Annotated in this window: 14 protein-coding genes; 3 read left to right on the top strand and 11 right to left on the bottom strand. The window is 41.8% G+C overall.

Annotated features, from left to right (window positions below; genetic code table 11):
* Positions 1-185: 185 nt before the first annotated feature.
* From ACYX4O_RS02480 to ACYX4O_RS02460, 5 genes are all read right to left on the bottom strand, one after another.
* The gene (locus ACYX4O_RS02480; protein WP_476354290.1) at positions 186-1,109 is read right to left on the bottom strand and encodes a LiaF transmembrane domain-containing protein; all 924 of its coding nucleotides are present in this window, start codon (positions 1,107-1,109) and stop codon (positions 186-188) included.
* Positions 1,106-2,191, bottom strand: a complete 1,086-nt coding sequence (locus ACYX4O_RS02475) for a hypothetical protein (protein ID WP_476354288.1) — start codon at positions 2,189-2,191, stop codon at positions 1,106-1,108. The genes ACYX4O_RS02480 and ACYX4O_RS02475 overlap by 4 nt, the downstream gene beginning before the upstream one ends.
* On the bottom strand, positions 2,184-2,633 hold the full coding sequence (locus ACYX4O_RS02470; RefSeq protein WP_476354286.1) for a zf-HC2 domain-containing protein: 450 nt from the start codon (positions 2,631-2,633) through the stop codon (positions 2,184-2,186). Before ACYX4O_RS02470 ends, ACYX4O_RS02475 begins: the two co-directional genes overlap by 8 nt.
* Positions 2,633-3,196, bottom strand: a complete 564-nt coding sequence (locus tag ACYX4O_RS02465) for an RNA polymerase sigma factor (RefSeq protein ID WP_476354284.1) — start codon at positions 3,194-3,196, stop codon at positions 2,633-2,635. Before ACYX4O_RS02465 ends, ACYX4O_RS02470 begins: the two co-directional genes overlap by 1 nt.
* A 130-nt stretch (positions 3,197-3,326) precedes the next feature.
* Complete coding sequence (locus ACYX4O_RS02460; RefSeq protein ID WP_476354282.1) at positions 3,327-3,992, bottom strand: SOS response-associated peptidase; 666 nt, start codon at positions 3,990-3,992, stop codon at positions 3,327-3,329.
* Between the two features lie 154 nt (positions 3,993-4,146).
* Between ACYX4O_RS02460 and ACYX4O_RS02455 the strand changes: the two genes are divergently transcribed.
* Positions 4,147-5,334, top strand: a complete 1,188-nt coding sequence (locus ACYX4O_RS02455; RefSeq protein ID WP_476354280.1) for an NRAMP family divalent metal transporter — start codon at positions 4,147-4,149, stop codon at positions 5,332-5,334.
* Between the two features lie 98 nt (positions 5,335-5,432).
* Here the strand turns inward: ACYX4O_RS02455 and ACYX4O_RS02450 are convergent, their stop codons facing one another.
* Both ACYX4O_RS02450 and ACYX4O_RS02445 read right to left on the bottom strand, forming a co-directional pair.
* Positions 5,433-5,879 carry a DUF4385 domain-containing protein gene (locus tag ACYX4O_RS02450; protein WP_476354278.1) on the bottom strand — a complete coding sequence of 149 codons (447 nt, stop codon included), beginning with the start codon at positions 5,877-5,879 and terminating at the stop codon, positions 5,433-5,435.
* Positions 5,880-5,947: 68 nt separating this feature from the next.
* On the bottom strand, positions 5,948-7,705 hold the full coding sequence (locus ACYX4O_RS02445) for a CAP domain-containing protein (RefSeq protein ID WP_476354276.1): 1,758 nt from the start codon (positions 7,703-7,705) through the stop codon (positions 5,948-5,950).
* Between the two features lie 166 nt (positions 7,706-7,871).
* On the opposite strand from ACYX4O_RS02445, the gene ACYX4O_RS02440 reads away from it, so the two are divergent.
* On the top strand, positions 7,872-8,702 hold the full coding sequence (locus ACYX4O_RS02440) for an HAD family hydrolase (RefSeq protein WP_476354274.1): 831 nt from the start codon (positions 7,872-7,874) through the stop codon (positions 8,700-8,702).
* An 857-nt stretch (positions 8,703-9,559) separates the two neighbouring features.
* Positions 9,560-10,336: a 3D domain-containing protein gene (locus ACYX4O_RS02435; RefSeq protein WP_476354272.1), complete on the top strand. Its 777-nt coding sequence runs from the start codon at positions 9,560-9,562 to the stop codon at positions 10,334-10,336.
* Between the two features lie 98 nt (positions 10,337-10,434).
* On the opposite strand, the gene ACYX4O_RS02430 is transcribed toward ACYX4O_RS02435, so the two are convergent.
* From ACYX4O_RS02430 to ACYX4O_RS02415, 4 genes are all read right to left on the bottom strand, one after another.
* Entirely contained in the window at positions 10,435-11,097 is a 663-nt protein-coding gene (locus ACYX4O_RS02430; RefSeq protein WP_476354270.1) for a TetR/AcrR family transcriptional regulator, read from the bottom strand.
* 31 nt (positions 11,098-11,128) lie between these two features.
* Positions 11,129-12,157, bottom strand: a complete 1,029-nt coding sequence (locus ACYX4O_RS02425; protein ID WP_476354268.1) for an ABC transporter permease — start codon at positions 12,155-12,157, stop codon at positions 11,129-11,131.
* Complete coding sequence (locus ACYX4O_RS02420; protein WP_476354266.1) at positions 12,154-12,876, bottom strand: ABC transporter ATP-binding protein; 723 nt, start codon at positions 12,874-12,876, stop codon at positions 12,154-12,156. Before ACYX4O_RS02420 ends, ACYX4O_RS02425 begins: the two co-directional genes overlap by 4 nt.
* A gap of 253 nt (positions 12,877-13,129) precedes the next feature.
* Positions 13,130-13,504 carry a DnaJ family domain-containing protein gene (locus ACYX4O_RS02415; RefSeq protein ID WP_476354264.1) on the bottom strand — a complete coding sequence of 125 codons (375 nt, stop codon included), beginning with the start codon at positions 13,502-13,504 and terminating at the stop codon, positions 13,130-13,132.
* Positions 13,505-13,543: the final 39 nt, after the last annotated feature.

The following is a 13,543-nucleotide window of genomic DNA, read 5'->3' as shown; positions in this document are numbered from 1 at the left end:
CTCATTATAGTTAGGGCAGGCTTGGGGACTGCGAGACTCCCGCGGGGTAAGGAGCTTAGGGAAGACCCCACAGAGAGCGTAGCGAACGAGGAGGCTTCACAGCTCCCCGCAGGAAAGCGAGTTGTCCCCAAGACTGCCCCAGCACCTCAAAACGCAACGGACTCCGATTGCTAAAGCAGAGCCTCTTAAGACCTTGGTCCGACGTCTTTGATTGTAAATTGATCAACCAGATTCATTTGTATGGTCGCTTCTCCATCTCCGAACACTTTCTCTTTATAAAACAATTCATTCTTCTCGTCACCGCTACGAATCGTTTCTTCTTTATCCCACTCAACATCCCAACCTAGTTGCTCAGAATAACTTTCAGCTTTAACAGAAACGTTCGCTTGTTCCGGGAGATTTAAGATCATATTACGAACTTCATCAATCATCCAATCTCCTGTGATGTTCCCTGCATTTAGTTTCAGATTCCCTGTTGTACCACGAATCTCAACATCAACGTCTTCAGGGAAGGAAATTGTACGGTTAAACGTGGTTCGACTGTAGTTCATCCCTTCCTTAGATGGGCCTCGCAATAATTGAATGTATAGCTTATCTCCTACTTTGTTGATTGAAGCTACATCGTTCTTATCTAAATGTTCTTGTTTTAAAAACTCTGAGGTAAACGTTCCAAATATATGAACCTTACCAGCATTATTCGTCTCAACGACCAAGTCATCATACGCTTGTTCAAGCACGATCGTATTGATGTCTTCTGAGATGGATTCTTCTATAGAAGGCAATGCGCCTTCAACTCGTTCTGCATTCATAGCTCCCTTCACTTCATTCACCACACCTAGTGAAGTCATCAAATACAGCCCGAGAGCGACCATCCCAAGTACTCCTATAAAGAAGATGGAAAGAAAGTCATAGTGTACGATTGGCTTCTCTTTCTTAGAAAGAGCAATGTAAACGAGTACCTCGATTCCAAGTACGATTAAAATGAAAGGCCACCACGACATGGTTAATGTAATAGGGTCCCAATCGGTAAACTGTCCAACCATTAGTAAGACTCCGAGGAAGATGAGTGAAATCCCCATGGATACTGTCCCTACGCGCCACTTTCTCATTTACTAACCTCCTCCTTCTTCACTTTTGAACCTAATAACAGTTTAATTCCACCACCGATAAAGAGAAGACAGACAATAATCATTTGGAAATAGCGTTCGTAGTAATAATAGAGATTAATCTGAAAGGTTTCGCGAAGTTCATCTGCTAATACAGGCATGAATACGTCATCTAACATATAGAATACACCCAGCAGTATAAGCGCAATTCCAATCCAGCGCTGGTGATTAATAAAGTACTTAATAACCGGGACGTCATCAATAACCTCTTCTTCATATCGACTAGCAAGCTGGAGCGCGTCGAAAAAACTAAAGAACCAGATAATCGGAATCAGGAATAAGAAGATCGATAAATGTAAGACATCAAGAATATAGATCGACAATAAGAATGCAGCCATTAGTTGTAAACCTCGGCGCTGTAAACCTAAATACATATGCCCAGCCCCCGGGAAGATACCAAGCAACGTTGCAATCACTCGGCTCTTCTTGCCACGTTCACGATGACGATCAAAGTCTTCTAATATAGTCCGATCTTCAAGTACCTCCCCCTTCTCCTTCTGATTTAACAACTGAATCACATCAAATAATCCATAAATCCAAATGATTGGAAGGGCTAAAAGAAAAATCAAAAACCCACCAGTGCTTGTAATGGCTGCGACAAAGAAGATCATAATGCCTACTCCCATAAATCCTGCAAGAAACGTAAGACCTCTTTGATTCAACCCAAGATGGAAATGCCCAACACCAGGAATAAACGATAAGAGAATCGTTACAACCCTTTCCTGATCTTTAAAAGGAGACGTAAGGGCGTCGTCTGTATCTGCATTCCCCACTCGCTGATTGTGTTTTTCTAATTTTCGTAACTGCCTTATCATATCTACCATATTAATCACCCACACCAGTAACGGAAACATCACCAGTATAAGAGCTTCCCCTCCTGCATTCATTACCGCTACCGCAATAATAAACAAAGGAGCAAAGAACAATCCTCCAAACAACACCCCTCTTATTATAAGACCAAGATATAGTTGACCTAATCCTGGTACAAAGGAAAAGAAAAATGCCAATATCACTGACTTATTCATCTACATCACTCCTTATATCTTCATTTACTTTCTGTAACAATCGATCTGTTTCACTTACAATATTCCTTGAGATGGAAGGTCTCTCTTTAAAAGAATCCTCATCGAATACGTGAAGAACTTGTTCAAACACACCTGATATCATTAAAATCATCGTTAAGCCTGCAGCAAGCCCGTAATGGACCAGCGTCCGCTTTTGTTTCTGCACAGCACTTTGCTTCGACTCTTTAACCGGCATCACTTGCTTTTTAACGATTTGATCAAACGTTTGATCAGTAAAATCCTGTGAGAGGGATGGTTCCAAGGTCCAGCTTTCTACTTTCGTCATGTAAGCTTCAAAACAAAAATCGCATTCATCTAAATGATCCTCAATTTCCATGCGTTCATGATCACTCAACGAATCTTCTATATATGCCTCTAACCGAGTCGTCTCTAAATGCCTCATCAGAACTCATCCTCCTTCCAATTTCGTTTCATCCACTTCCTTGCACGGTACAATCGCATCTCAACCGTCTTCTCCTCAAGAGCTTGCTCTCTAGCAATCTCGCTGTATGATTTACCTTCTATGTAATATGCCTGAACAACCCCTTGATAATTAGCTGGTAACAATCCTATTGAATGAGAAACGGCTAAAACTTTTTCACGTTGAAGCCATTCTTCCTCTGCACTTTGGTTCCGCTCATATTCGAACGTTTCATAACTCAGATCCTCTTTTTGCCTAGCTTTCTTCCGCTTATAATCAATTGCTTTATTCATCGCAATCCGGCTCAGCCACGTCTTAAATCCTTGAGACTGATAAGAGGGGAGCGCATCCATCATTTTGATAAATGTTTCCTGAGCCAGATCCTCAGCCTCTTTCTCATCACGGACAACGCTATAGGTTACTTTAAACACGTGTCCTTTATAACGCTCAATCAAGAGCCTGAGCGCCTGTTGGTGACCTGCCTTTACCTTTTCAATTAAACGCTCATCCTGAATCCTGCTCCCCTCCCTTCGTTCTTCATCCACCTTATAGACGAAGCATACAACAATTCCCCTACACATTTTAGAAAAATTTTTCAAAACACAAAAAAAGCTCAGGTTATATTCCTGAACTTAGTCATGTATCAATTCGAAAACCATACCCCTACCTAACATTTTATGCTAGCGGCTCCACACATTCCGGACCTTCATTCTTAGCGTTATTTACATACGTACTGACCGGATATGCTTCTAACGTCTCTATATTTAATTGGCTCAGATAATCATGCATCTCATTAGGATCTTGCTTCGTTTGCTCCATCCACCATGACTCATCTTCTCTTGGAAGAATAATTGGCATCCGATTATGAATGGGCGCCATGAAGTCGTTGGCTTCTTTCGTTAAGATCGTACAGGTTACAAGTTCAGTGTCATCTTGTTTCCACCGATCCCACAATCCAGCAAATGCAAAGAATGGTCGATCTTGAGGGGATATTCGATAAGGCTGTTTCTTCCCATCTTCTTTCTTCCACTCATAGAAACTATCGGCTAAGATTAGACATCGCTTCCTCTCTAGCAAACGCTTGAAACTTGGTTTTTCATGAGCCGTTTCAGATCTAGCGTTAATCATTTTATATCCAATAGAAGGATCCTTTGCCCACACAGGAACGAGACCCCATTTTAATTGACCAATCCTGTTCTTCTCACCGTCATTTACTACCGTAACCACTTGCTGGCCAGGCGCAATATTATAACGAGGTTCAATCAAATTCTCATCCGGGTTCACCCCGTACTCTTTTAAGATCTCATGTTCTTCTACTGAAAATGTAAAACGACCACACATACCATACCGCTCCTTTCTACATACTGGTAGTGTAAGCATTTTACAAATGGATTTCAACTCCCACCCTAAAACCATAGAAGGGGTTCTGAATGATCTGGATGTTTACCTTCATTAATGATAGAATTTTTAGACATCAAATTTAAGGAGGCACGATATGGATCAACGTTCTAGACTAAGGTTGCTCCTTGGAGCAGCTTTCCTGATGGCCACCTCAGCAATTGGCCCAGGATTCCTTACACAAACAACCACATTCACAGAACAACTCGCAGCAAATTTCGGATTCGTCATCTTAATATCTATTATTATTGATATTGGTGCCCAACTAAATATCTGGCGGATCATCTCCGTAAGCGGTAAGCCCGCCCAAGACATAGCCAACAATGTTCTCCCAGGGCTTGGATTCATTCTATCCATTCTTATCGTTCTTGGAGGTCTTGCTTTTAATATTGGAAATATAGCGGGGGCCGGACTTGGAACGAACGTGTTATTCGGACTTTCCCCTAAAATCGGTGCTTTGTTTAGCGGGGTTGTTGCTATCGGAATTTTCCTTGTGCGCGAAGCCGAAAAATTAATGGACCGCTTCGCTCAAATTCTAGGGTTTATCATGATTGGTTTGACAATCTACGTCATGTTCACAGCTCAACCACCCGTTGGAGAAGCTGCTATCCGTTCAGTAGCACCTGAAAAGATTAATTTCCTCGCCATTGTTACACTTGTAGGGGGAACAGTCGGGGGATACATAACATTTGCAGGCGGGCATCGCCTTCTTGAAGCAGGAATAAAAGGCAAAGAATCACTTGGCTACGTGAATCGAAGTGCCATTTCTGCGATTAGTATTGCATCGATTATGCGAATCTTCTTATTCCTTGCAGCCCTTGGTGTAGTAGCCCAAGGAATTACACTCGACCCAGACAATCCTCCAGCTTCTGTATTCCAAGCAGCAGCCGGTAACATTGGGTATAAGATCTTTGGTGTGATTATGTGGTCAGCAGCCGTTACATCAGTTGTCGGAGCAGCCTACACATCTGTGTCCTTTATCAAAACATTTAGTCCGTTTATTGAGCGAAATCAAAAGTGGATCATCGTTGGATTTATTGCCTTTTCCACACTCATCTTCAGCTTAGTTGGAAAGCCTGTTAGCTTACTAATCTTAGCCGGCTCTTTAAACGGGCTCATTTTACCGCTTTCTCTTGGGGTAATTTTAATTGCAGCACACAAGAAGTCCGTTGTAGGTGATTACAAGCACCCCATATGGTTAACCATTTTCGGTGCCTTTATTGTCATCGCCATGGCATACATGGGCGTAATTTCTCTCTTTGAAGGGATGACTTCTTTATTCTAACAAGATTAATCAAAAGAGCTACTCCGTCTGTTAACAATGACGAAGTAGCTCTTTCATTCTTTCACTGCCCATTACCACACTTTAGACAAAATTTTGCTTTATCCATAATTCTTTTGGTGTTCTTTCTTATAAGCTAAGTATTCATCATCATTACGCACCTGTTTCCACTTTTCCTCAAAGATGCGAGCCGACTCAGCTTTTTCTTCGTCGATGTCACGTTCGTTTATATTGCCGTCTTGGTCGTACTTCTTTCCACCTTTGTAATTCGCATAACGCCTTGCTCGTGTATAGCCCATTTGGATGTATTTACGCGCCATATCCATTCCGACAAAATCTTCTTGTTGTTTATATTGCTCAAATAATTCATAAATCTTATCGGCAGACTCTTTTGCGATATCAGGAGTTTTAAATCGCCAGTGAGGCAGAATTTCGCTTTTATATGGTTCTACCATTAGTACACCTTGCTCTCCCCTGCCTACTTTGTAAAGATCCGGTCGCTCCCTGAAATTGATGTTGTCGAAGTCCATTTCATAATCAAAGCTCATAGAAAAACCCCCTCTCTTTGCTAAACTTCCCAATACAAAGGAGGGGGAAACACTTCAATCTTCTTAGACTAGTAAGGCGTATAACCACTTTCTTTATTTTCTTCGCGAGTAGGTAGAACAGTAGATGAATCTCCTGCCTCACTTCCATTTAAAAAAGATGTGATCAGGTTGCCTATACGATCAATAATGAAGGAACCCTCCTCATTATGATTCGATTGCTGTTCCCTATCATTAAAAACTTTATACGAGCCGTAAAAGCTTTGGCGAGCTTCCCATATCGGGAATTTTTGATAGAGCGCCTCTAGTGAATTGGGTTTATAGAAGTCCACAACTTTCAGGTTGCTTCCATGTTGATAGTGAGGGAGGTCATCTGTTTCAATCTTAATGATATAGGTTTCTTGCTCATTAAAGTAAGGACTATCCACCTTTAACTCATACGTCCCCGATGATTCTAGAGGGCGGATTGTACGTTGTGTATCCCCTTTTTTCTCTATATAAATCTTATCTTCTTTACTCAAAATAGCTGTAGCTTCAGGATCTTCTCCATTTGCCCATTCTAACGTTAGAAAGTGAACCCCGTTCTGTGCTTCGAAATAAATATCATGAAACAAAACACTCTCTCCTGTCTTAAATGACCAGGTTCGTGACACATCGAATAGGTTCCCCTCCGCTGTTTTCGCTTGAGCATTTACTCTCGCTTTGTAACCCTCCCCCGGCGTAAGCTTCTCTTTTGGGATCAGGAAAACGTGATGAGTACCCTCGGCCTCCATTTGTGGTGTCACTGTGTAAGCTGGCACCGTTTCACCCTCCTCATTCACTAACGATGCATCTGAAACTTGGAGTTCATGAGAGGAAGGGCCATAATACACATAAGAAACAGGATAACCTGTCCATATTTGATCTTGGTTGAAAAAACGAAGAGGGTTAGGCGTTTCATAAGCAAACCAAGAAACGGGTACACCTTTTTGATTTGGATAAGGATACTGAATAATACGATGTTCCCCGTCACTTCCATCTCCACCGAAGTTCATAACTACATCGCCTTGATCATTGTACCCCGTCCCTACTTCGCTATAAAACGGGTTCATTAAGCTTAAACGATGGTAAGGAGCGTCAAATAGATGATCAACAGCGGAGTCCCCTCCAGGCTCTTCGTAAGAAATCCCTTCTCCTACAAACCATTTGGGATAGCCAAAATAAGACGTGCGCTCAGCAGGGTGTTTTCCAGTAAATAAATTAGTACTGCTATTCGTTTCATGGTGACCTTTGGAATAGACGTTCATATAATTAGCATGAGCTTGAGCTGCTTCTATTAAATGATCGTTGCTTTTTAATAAAGGAATATCTAACCGCTTACGATATTCGTTAGCACGAGCTAGGGCATCGGTTCTGACAGAGGTCAAGATTTCCGCATCCATTGAAGCAAAAGGATCCATATTGCGACTGTCTATTTCAAATGACCAAGAACGTTCAAGTTGCTTTTGGCCATACACTTCAAGCTGCACCGTTACTGTATTTGCACCTGTTAACCCCTGGGCCTCATAGGTGAGGACCCCTGTATTTTCATTATACGTTGAGGAAACTTCTTCTCCATTTACATACATGCTCGCTTCATAGGGCAAATCATAATTTGATAGTTTTATGAAATATGTAATTTCGGGCGAACCTGAAGATACTAAGCCAGTTGGAGATCCTTCTTCATGGTAATGAATGGTATAAGAATTTGATTCCATCTCAGGCTGATTATTCTCAGTACCATAAACGTTATAAGGCGTAAGAACAACCAACGCAATACCTACTAGAATCCAAACCGAACGCTTGATCATCTTAATAACACCTTTCTCAGATCTTTTCCTTTTATTTTACTAGAAACAAACCAACACTCCTAGTGGTTCAGAAAGTTTTTCCATATTGTCCCCCACCTCTTTACTTGAAATTAAAGAAGGGATCTCAGATAATGAAACAAATTGCCGGAAAGGAAGCTGATCGCCCATGTCACCACATGAATCATACTTAGAAACCTGTCGCCTCTTCATCTTTGACCTCGACGGAACCTTATATGAAGACACGTTGCACTTTGACCATTTTGCTTATAAATTAAAGGATAAATTACCAAAAGAAAAACACGAGTCTTTCTTAAAAGACTTTACACAAGTTAAAGAAGGACGCCATCCACTGTCCATTGGAAAGGTCTATGACACGAAAGAAGATCTATTCTGGACATGGGACCCTTTTACCGAAAAAATCAGCAATCCTGAATCTTGGAACGGTGAACAAGTAGAGCGCTCCACAAATGAACCCTTCCCCGCCTCTACATTTGATTTTGACCGATGGATTGCAATCGGAGATGGCTGGTGGCCCCCTTATGTACTCGCTCGCCATTATGGGTTAACGATGAGTGAATGTCACAAAGCCTATGATGAAACAAAGGTCGACATGTCGTCTCAACAAGGATGGCTAACAGAGACACCTGGATTGCGTTCATTCTTGGAGAATATAAATAAAGAGAAAACCATTGTTCTCATGACAAATAGCGAAGCTACAGATGTAGATCGTTTACTCCAGGGATTAAACCTAGAGGATCTATTCCACGACCGGATCACATCAGCTACAAAGCCTGTTCAAACAAGCGAACACTTTCATGAGCTATTAAAACGATACAAAGTCAAACCAGAAGAAGCCGTTTCAATTGGCGACAATTTCATGAACGAAATCGCCCCCGCCCTCCAATACGGCATGCACGCAATCTGGCTCACACCTGATGAACCAAACATCGACCACGAGAAACTCCATCCTGTTCGTTCATTAACAGACATTCTCTAAATTAAGCTCTGTTACTGTTTATTGTTGTATTCATTTAATCCATATAAGCCCCCTTGTGTGGAAGACTCGAAGCTAAGAGAATGCTTCCGTTTCCCAAATTGAGAATAAGGTGGTTCGGGAAATCACTCGCTTTCCGCGGCGAGCTGGGAAGCCTCCTCGTTCGCTACGCTCTCTGTGGGGTCTCCCCTAGGCTCCTACTGCCGCAGGAGTCTCGCAATTTCCCGAACCACCTTTGCCATATATAAAGGGAACGGAAACATGCTACATACTGGGATTGTTGAAGTCCCGCCATGATAAGCTGCAGGGGACGCTATACAACTTCTGATAAGGGTGTCTGGGGAACGGGGAGACTCCTGCAGGAGAAAGAGTTCGACGAGACCCCGGAGCGAACGTAGTGAGTGAGGAGGCTCGACAGCTCGCCTGCGGAAAGCGAGTCGTTCCCCAGACACCCTTACCACTCAATAAGCGTAGCGGTCCCACTCACCATACAGTGTCTCAGTTTCGATTCTTCAACAATCCTGCCCTTTACTTGAATGAGACATAGTTTTATAAAATGACTCCTGCGCCCATAATCAAAATCCCCTATAAACAAACGATATTCTCACAATATAAACACATCAGCTTCAAATACAGAAAAATAGAGAAAAAGATCCTCTAATAGGGTCCTTTTCTCTATTTTCCCTCCATTGTAAAATGCATGTAACATTCTTGTTAGAATTGCAATCACATTGTTGTCATTCTGTTGTTGGGCTTTTCCTCTGAGCTTGTTATAGTTGTCCATAGAGTTAATTCGTTACTCAATAACACTGTGAATTTCAACAGCTCATGGCTATTGTAATTCCTAGGAGGTCAACAAGATGAAAAAACTATTTCTATCCCTAGCTGCTGTAGCAACGATTTCTACAACAACAGCGATCACAGCAAGCGCAGAAGAAGTAGACGTCAAGAGCGGCGACACATTATGGGGTATCTCTCAGGATTACGATGTGTCCGTTGAACAAATAAAACAACAAAATAACTTAACATCTAACTTAATCTTTCCAAACCAAAAACTAACAGTGAACCGCAACGGAGACACTGAAGTTGCTCACACATCAACAACTGACAGTAGTGTGTATACAATCCAACCTGGCGATACGCTATTCGCCATCGGTCAACAATATAATGTAAGCGTGAATGAGCTAAAGCAATGGAATAACCTAAGCTCAAATATGATTTATTCTGGAGATACCCTGAACGTAAATGGGTCAAACGTAGCAACAAAAGAAAAATCAACGGTAGCAAGCACACAACCTGCACAACCTAAAACAGAAGAAAAACAAGTTCAAACAGAGCAACAAGAGCAAAAGACGATTACGATGGAATCTACAGCCTATACAGCTAACTGCGCTGGGTGCTCTGGTATCACAAGAACAGGCATCAACCTTCTTGAAAACCCAGACCGCAAAGTCATCGCAGTCGACCCTAACGTAATCCCACTAGGCACTGAAGTTTATGTAGAAGGATACGGAAAAGCAGTAGCTGGTGACATCGGCGGAGACATCCAAGGAAACAGAATCGACGTCTTCATCCCTTCTCAATCCGAAGCACTAAACTGGGGCCGTAAATCAGTAGACGTAACAATCTTAGACTAATCCCTTCCCTAAAAAATAATACAAGCCCAAAGCTGAATGCAGCTTTGGGCTTTTTTATGCTCTGCGTACTCTTCAGTAGAGAGAACACAGTGATGTTTTTAGTCATGAGCAGTCTGAAGACCATTCAAGATATAATCAATCGTACGATTAATCTCAGCCTCGTCGTCCCAGTCCGCATCTGGCATAACGATAAAACGGGTGACCAAAAAGCCAATTACCGTTGTAATGACCAGCCGAAGAACCGCTTCACTTGGATAATCTTTGATAAGCCCCTGTTCCTTATAATGACTCACGAAACGTTCAAAGTGTGGCAGCACTTCTTCCTTGAATATGTGCTTATAACGGTCCTGAAGTTCTGGATGGAATGCCACTTCCTGAAGTACAATTTTAAGTAAAGGGACATTCTTTTTCGCAAATTCAAACCGGTTTACGATAATGGTTCGTAATAGTTCTTCAAAGTCTTTATGCTCCCCATCTTTGAAAACCTGTTTCACAAAAGACTGGGCAATAAACGGAACAGCTAGCTTTGTAATGACCGGTGAAACAATGGCCATCAGTAGTTCTTTCTTCGTTTTATAGTGACGAAAGATTGTTCCTTCCGCTACACCTGCACGCTTCGCAATCTCACTCGTCGAGGTTGATGCATACCCCTTCTCAGAGAAGATCTCAATAGCGGCTTGAACAATTTGACGTTGCTTTGGGGTAAGCTGCTCCTGATCGTCCGATTCTAGCAATTCTTTAAAAGTCTCATATTCTGTCACGCTCTGTCCCCCTTTACCAATCTATCCTCTATTATAGCTTGCGATGCTTTTTCAACGCTACTATATTCAAGATAAAAAAGCAGGCGGCAAAACCAAATAACACATACACATCCATTTGTATTTCAGAAAATCCTTCACCTCTGATCATCACACCTCTTAGCGCATCTGCCCCGTATGTGAGCGGCATAATTTGACCGATCATCTTGATCCAAGAAGCAACTGCATCAAGGTTAAACAACCCTGAAAAGAAAACTTGCGGGACAATAACGAGCGGAATAAACTGAATCATTTGAAATTCATTGTTCGCAAACGCAGAAAGCAATGTTCCTAAGGTGAGTGCTGTTAATGCAAGTAAAATTGAAACCAGAAGTACATACCAAATAGATCCGGCCATCCACACATCTAAAACATAGATTGCGAAAAAGGCAATAAGTGCTGTTTGAAGAATCGTAAATAGACCAAATCCTGATACATACCCCGTCACAATCTCCCATCGCTTAAGAGGAGTAGATAGAATTCTTTCAAGTGTCCCTTGAGTTCTTTCGCGCAAGAAAGACACCCCGCCAATAATAAACACAAAGAAAAACACGAAGAATCCAATAAGGACCGGCCCAACATTATCAAATAATCCTAAATCATCAGAACCATGCAGGTAACTGAAATTGGGTTTAAAAGGAATCGTTTGAGCCGGTACTGCGTTTTGCTGGGCTTTTTGAACAGCTCCCATCACGGCCTGATTTGTAGAAGGATCACTGCCTTCAAGCGTTATATTCATCTCAGATTGATTCAAATGAATAAGTGCATCTACTTCCATCTCTTCTAGTGCAGCTTCAGCATCAGATAGCCCCATCTTCTGTATGGTGACATCTTGTTCTTTAAATAGCTCAGTCATTTGTTCCGGAACATTCACTAAGGCTAGTGTTGGTTCATATTGGTCTCCATCCAATACAAGCCACATCAACGTCAATACAAGTAGCGGCGCTAGAAGCATAAGCGCAAGGGAGCGTTTATCTCTTTTAAACTGTCGAATAATCCGTACGGTTATTGCTTGAACATTCATGAACGAGCACCTCCATACGCTAGAAAAGCGTCTTCAATCGTTTGTCCACCCGTTTGTTGTTTCAGCTCACCCGGAGTTCCTGAAGCAATGACATAGCCGTCACGAAGCATCGCTAAGCGATCACATTTATCTGCCTCATCCATCACATGAGTCGTTACAATAATAGAAGCCCCTTTTTCTTTCCATCGGTTTAATTCAGCCCATATGGATTGCCGTAACACGGGATCAATCCCTACTGTCGGTTCATCCAATATCAACACATCCGGCTCATGCAAAAGAGCAATCGCCAACGATAGACGCCTCTTCATTCCTCCTGAATAATTGCGGACAGGTTTATTCATATGCTCTGTTAACCCAACGACACTCATGACGTCTTCTATACGTTCTTTACGTTTTCTACTCTTTAATCCATAAATAGATGCAAAGAATTCTAGATTTTCGAAAGCTGATAGTTCACTATACAATGCATCAGATTGAGCCATATACCCAACTTTTCTCATTTGTTCGAGTGATGGCATCTTAACACCTTCAACCCAAGCTTCACCCGTATCGGCTTCCATGATGCCAACGATCATTTTTACAAGCGTGGTCTTCCCAGCCCCAGAAGGACCAAGCAATCCATAGATTTCACCCCGCCCAATATTCATATTGATATCTTTCAAAACCTCTTCCTTGCCAAATGAATGAGCCATCCCCTTCACTTCGATCACATTTCCCATCTTCTCAACCCCCTTACAATAAAATGAGTGATTACTCACTTATATAATATAGCACAACTTCAGAATTGTAAATTGAGCAATCACTCACCTTTACAATATATATGAACTCTGCCATTTATATGCCCAATTGCCCCTTTCAAAATTGAATTAATTAAAAAGGTACTTTATAAAAAGATAAAAGACCATAAAAAAAGAACCCTTTCCTTAAGGATTCTTTTTTATGAGCTGAAAGCGTATGGAGCAAGGCTTCAGATTATAAACCAAACCGAGTGCGTATCTTGCCACTATACCTCTTATAAGCTCCCGATTCCTTCATTTTTCGTTTTTCCATAAGCGTTTGAAAATGGATCTGCTTTTCGTTTAGCTCTCTTTGATAGGCGCGTCGTTCTTCTTCATTTGTACAAAGGGCCACGAGTTCTTCGATACGAATCATTTCCTTCTTCACTTGCATCTCTTCAGGGAGCATATTCGCATTCTTAAGAATGGTATAACTCGTCCTAAGGTCTTCAGGAACAGCTTGAATCTCCGACAAATCTAGCGGCTTCCCTTTACCAGGGAGGTCTTGAAACGCGCCTTCACGTTCGGCTTGTTTAATCTTCTCCTCAGCCATCATCGTTACAAAATCCAAATGACTGCACCTCCTTTGTTAAAACTCCTTACTACATTA

The organism is Pontibacillus sp. ABV4_188, assembly GCF_056311905.1.
Note: the sequence above shows the minus strand (reverse complement) of the source record. Positions and strands in the feature narration are given on the sequence as shown.

Coding starts and splice junctions, on each gene's coding strand:
- ACYX4O_RS02480 (WP_476354290.1), bottom strand. CDS start 1,109: ATGAGAAAGTGGCGCGTAGGGACAGTATCCATGGGGATTTCACTCATC.
- ACYX4O_RS02475 (WP_476354288.1), bottom strand. CDS start 2,191: ATGAATAAGTCAGTGATATTGGCATTTTTCTTTTCCTTTGTACCAGGA.
- ACYX4O_RS02470 (WP_476354286.1), bottom strand. CDS start 2,633: ATGAGGCATTTAGAGACGACTCGGTTAGAGGCATATATAGAAGATTCG.
- ACYX4O_RS02460 (WP_476354282.1), bottom strand. CDS start 3,992: ATGTGTGGTCGTTTTACATTTTCAGTAGAAGAACATGAGATCTTAAAA.
- ACYX4O_RS02455 (WP_476354280.1), top strand. CDS start 4,147: ATGGATCAACGTTCTAGACTAAGGTTGCTCCTTGGAGCAGCTTTCCTG.
- ACYX4O_RS02450 (WP_476354278.1), bottom strand. CDS start 5,879: ATGAGCTTTGATTATGAAATGGACTTCGACAACATCAATTTCAGGGAG.
- ACYX4O_RS02445 (WP_476354276.1), bottom strand. CDS start 7,705: ATGATCAAGCGTTCGGTTTGGATTCTAGTAGGTATTGCGTTGGTTGTT.
- ACYX4O_RS02440 (WP_476354274.1), top strand. CDS start 7,872: ATGTCACCACATGAATCATACTTAGAAACCTGTCGCCTCTTCATCTTT.
- ACYX4O_RS02435 (WP_476354272.1), top strand. CDS start 9,560: ATGAAAAAACTATTTCTATCCCTAGCTGCTGTAGCAACGATTTCTACA.
- ACYX4O_RS02425 (WP_476354268.1), bottom strand. CDS start 12,157: ATGAATGTTCAAGCAATAACCGTACGGATTATTCGACAGTTTAAAAGA.
- ACYX4O_RS02420 (WP_476354266.1), bottom strand. CDS start 12,876: ATGGGAAATGTGATCGAAGTGAAGGGGATGGCTCATTCATTTGGCAAG.